The organism is Lichenibacterium minor, from assembly GCF_004137685.1.
Classification (GTDB): Bacteria; Pseudomonadota; Alphaproteobacteria; order Rhizobiales; family Beijerinckiaceae; genus Lichenihabitans; species Lichenihabitans minor.
Window position 1 is genome coordinate 1 of record NZ_QYBB01000110.1, and the last position, 3,257, is coordinate 3,257.

The following is a 3,257-nucleotide window of genomic DNA, read 5'->3' on the forward strand; positions in this document are numbered from 1 at the left end:
CTTCGCCCTGGAAACGCACGCGAAGGAGGTCAGCGCGTTCGTGAACCGCTTCCTCGGCGATGTCGTCGATCTCCGAGTGTGAGCTTGCGGGCAATCGTTCGATGACGAGGCGCGAAGTCACCTGCTATGTCTGCTTCAGGGCAACGACGAAGTCTGGCGCTATGGCCTGATTGGGTCGACTCCGGCCGGGCAGCGGAAATGGGTGGAGAGCGGTCCGGCTGCTTCCGATCGAGATCAGGCGGAAGGAGACGTTCCCATCGGCGACCTCAGCTCGACTTTGTCCTTTTCAGGCTGCGTTGCAGAGGGCGTAGGCCCAGGCCTGCGGCAGCCTGAAGGGGATATTCCGGCGGTCGGTTCGCCGCGGTGATATCTGGAAATGCTGTTCGCGCCAGATCGCGCGATGGACGCTCGCGAGGGCGTCGGAGACCGGGCTACACCGACACGCGCTCATGACCATGCTGGCCCACGCCTTCCTGCAGCACAGACGGCTGACCACTGCGGGGCGGGGGAAAAAAGCTGAAGGTGGGCCTGCCACCGCCGCAACCGACCCTTCCAGACGTTCGGCGGTCCGTGGTGGAGCGTGTGGATCGGATTTCAACCCGATGCCCGCATTGCGATCGCCTTCTTCACCGCGCATCATCGAGTTGAATGTGCCAAAGTAGTGCGAGGCGCCTCGATCAGTTGTCTGCGCGTGATGCGGCGCTTCACTGGCGAGATCGTCGCCCTGTGCGGATAAGTCGGCGGGCGCCGGCTAGGCGCTTCTGTCTCCCGGGTTTGTCTCCGGATGGCGGTGTCGAACCTCGAACCGACTCTATCCGGAAAAGGGCGCGTCGCTGCGCCACACCGGCCTCCATCAAGGCGAGGAGCCTCCGGGATGGTGCGCTCCGCATACGCCTTGCCCCCCATTCATAATCACGACGCTACCAGGTTCGGCGAAGGCGATGCCGGCCTCGGAGAGGGCGGCTTCGATGCGCCGGTATGCATCCGCCCTGATCTCGAACTGCCGTCCTGGCAGCGTCTGGAACTTGCATCGGAATGTCTTCACGCCAGGCTCGATGCGGTACAGCTTGGCCTTGAGGGGTTCCTGGAGCAGAGGTCCGATCGTCGGGTCCTCCTTCATCGCGACCCCGATGCGCTTGACGAGCTTGCGCACCCCTTCGCTGTCGGTGCCGACCGGGAGCGGCAGGTCGAACTTGTCGATGACCCAGTCGCGCGACGTGTTCCGCACCGTGCCGAGAGAACCATAGGGGACGAAGTGCAGGGGACCGTTCTGATGGCGCAAGGCCACGGTGCGCAGCGTGATGCGTTCGACGGTCCCTTTGGTGCTCGACCCGCTCTCGATGTACTCGCCGACGCGGAAGACGTCCTCGACGAGGTAGAACACGCCCGAGATCACGTCGCGCACGAGCGCCTGCGCGCCGAAGCCGATCGCGAGGCCGAAGACCCCAGCCCCGGCGAGTAGCGGTGCGATCGGAATGTCGAGCATCCAGAGCGCGGACAGGGCGAAGGATGTGGCCAGTGTCACCGCCGCCGTCGTGCGGAGCAGCGGTAGGAGGGTGAGGAGGCGGCCGTTCGGCCCCGCCGCGTCGTGCGGATCGTCCACCGCCAGGCGCCGGAGGCGCCCGTCCACCGACGCCCGCAGCGCCAGCCACGCCGCGTGTGCCGCGAAGGCGAGCAGCGCCGTCCCGAAGGCGCGCAACGCGAGGGGGCCCGCGTCGCCACCCACCGACCATCCCCAAGCGTCCGTCGCGATAAGCGCACCGATCGCGATGGCGGTCGAGACGATGCCGAAGCGAGCGGCCGACAATGCGAGGTTAGGGACCGTGCCCTCCCAGCAATCGAGCTCGTCTTGCCACAGGAACTGGACCACACGCCGCGAGGCGACCAGGAGCGCGGCCGCACATCCGACGTCGGCCAGGGCGACCGCGAGCCCGCCTTCGCCGACGAACCAAGCCACGAACGCGACGCACACGAGCCCGGCCGCCCCGGCACGGGAAGGAAAGCGGGCACCGCGGCGGTTCCCATCCGTTAACTTCCGCCCCGATCGGGTCGTAGTCATCACGATGGCAACCGCGAGCGACGCCGCGACGACGACGCGGGCCGCCGTCTCAAGGTGCGGCGCCTCGGCCCCGGCGAGACTGGGCAGGAGCGTTGCCGCGGCGGCTAGACCTCCGAGCACCGCCGCGGGCGCCACGATCGAGCCGGGACGCCCCGATTCGGTCGGAAGGAGCCGGAGCGCGGGGTGGTGGGGCGAGGCGAGCGTCTCGCCCAGGGCAGCGGCGAGCCGCGCCGCCGTGGTCACCAGCGTTGCGGCCGAAGCTGCCGCGCCGGCTGAATCGGGCCACGGCAGGCTCGCGATGGCCATCGAGGTCCCCCCCGCGAACAGGAGCGACCCGCCCCAGAGAAGCGCCAGCCGTTGCCCGGCGAGACGGAGGGCTTGGCGCGGGTTCGCGGCCCGCACGGTCACCACGGCCCTCAACGGCGCCGAGGCGTAGCTCCAGTAGAGCCATTCCAAGCCGCCGCCGACCACGAGCAGGATCGACGCGTAGGTGACGTCTCGCAGGCCCGTGCCATTGTGGAAGGCGGCGAGAACTGTGTCGGCCGAGCGCTCGGCCTCTTCGGGCGCCAGCCTGAGCGCTTCGAAGAGCCAGCGGACGTGGGCGGCCACGTCGGGGAGGAGCGCCGTGGCGTTCTCGGACGCTTCGAGCGCGTTCACCGGACCGTCCCGTCCGCGGGCTCCCACCTGCCGTCGAGGTCGAGCGGGTCACGCGCGTCCTCGACGTCGGCGTAGGAGGGCTGCAAGCGCCTGACGCCGACCGGTTCCCCGAGCAGGCGGGCCTGGCAGGCGAGTCGCGTTCCCGCGGGGGCGTGGAGGCGGGTCAGTGTGGCCGCCTCGACGTCGCCGACCGGCGTGAGCGCCCCGTCGCCATCGACGGCCACTAGGCAAGTGCCGCACCGCCCACGTCCCGAGCACACCTGGGCGTGGGGCACGTGGCCGAGGCGGCTCACGTCGAGGATGGAGAGGCCCGCGCGCCCGGCGACGACCGTCCCTTCGCCGTAGTCCACCGGGGTCGGACGGGATGTAAGCATCCGGCCAGCACCGCAGGTCAGGGCTGCCGCGTGATGTCGGCCTCTAGAAGGTCGTGGGTGCCCCGTCAGGCCGCCTGAGCCAGGGCTGCGCCGGGTCGGCTGGCCTTCCAGTTCCAGGGCAGCAGCTCGTCGAGGCGCTTCGCGGGGTGGTCCGGCAGGCGGGCGAG

2 protein-coding genes and 1 pseudogene are annotated in these 3,257 nt (G+C 69.5%); 1 reads left to right on the forward strand and 2 read right to left on the reverse strand.

Annotated features, from left to right (window positions below):
- Window positions 1-428: 428 nt before the first annotated feature.
- Window positions 429-662: pseudogene (locus D3273_RS29495) on the forward strand (IS701 family transposase); the annotation flags it as partial.
- 191 nt (window positions 663-853) lie between these two features.
- On the opposite strand, the gene D3273_RS27290 reads toward D3273_RS29495, so the two are convergent.
- Both D3273_RS27290 and D3273_RS27295 read right to left on the reverse strand, forming a co-directional pair.
- Complete coding sequence (locus D3273_RS27290; protein ID WP_129230140.1) at window positions 854-2,515, reverse strand: mechanosensitive ion channel family protein; 1,662 nt, start codon at window positions 2,513-2,515, stop codon at window positions 854-856.
- A 197-nt stretch (window positions 2,516-2,712) separates the two neighbouring features.
- On the reverse strand, window positions 2,713-3,090 hold the full coding sequence (locus D3273_RS27295; protein ID WP_129230142.1) for a 2Fe-2S iron-sulfur cluster-binding protein: 378 nt from the start codon (window positions 3,088-3,090) through the stop codon (window positions 2,713-2,715).
- Between the last annotated feature and the right edge of the window lie 167 nt (window positions 3,091-3,257).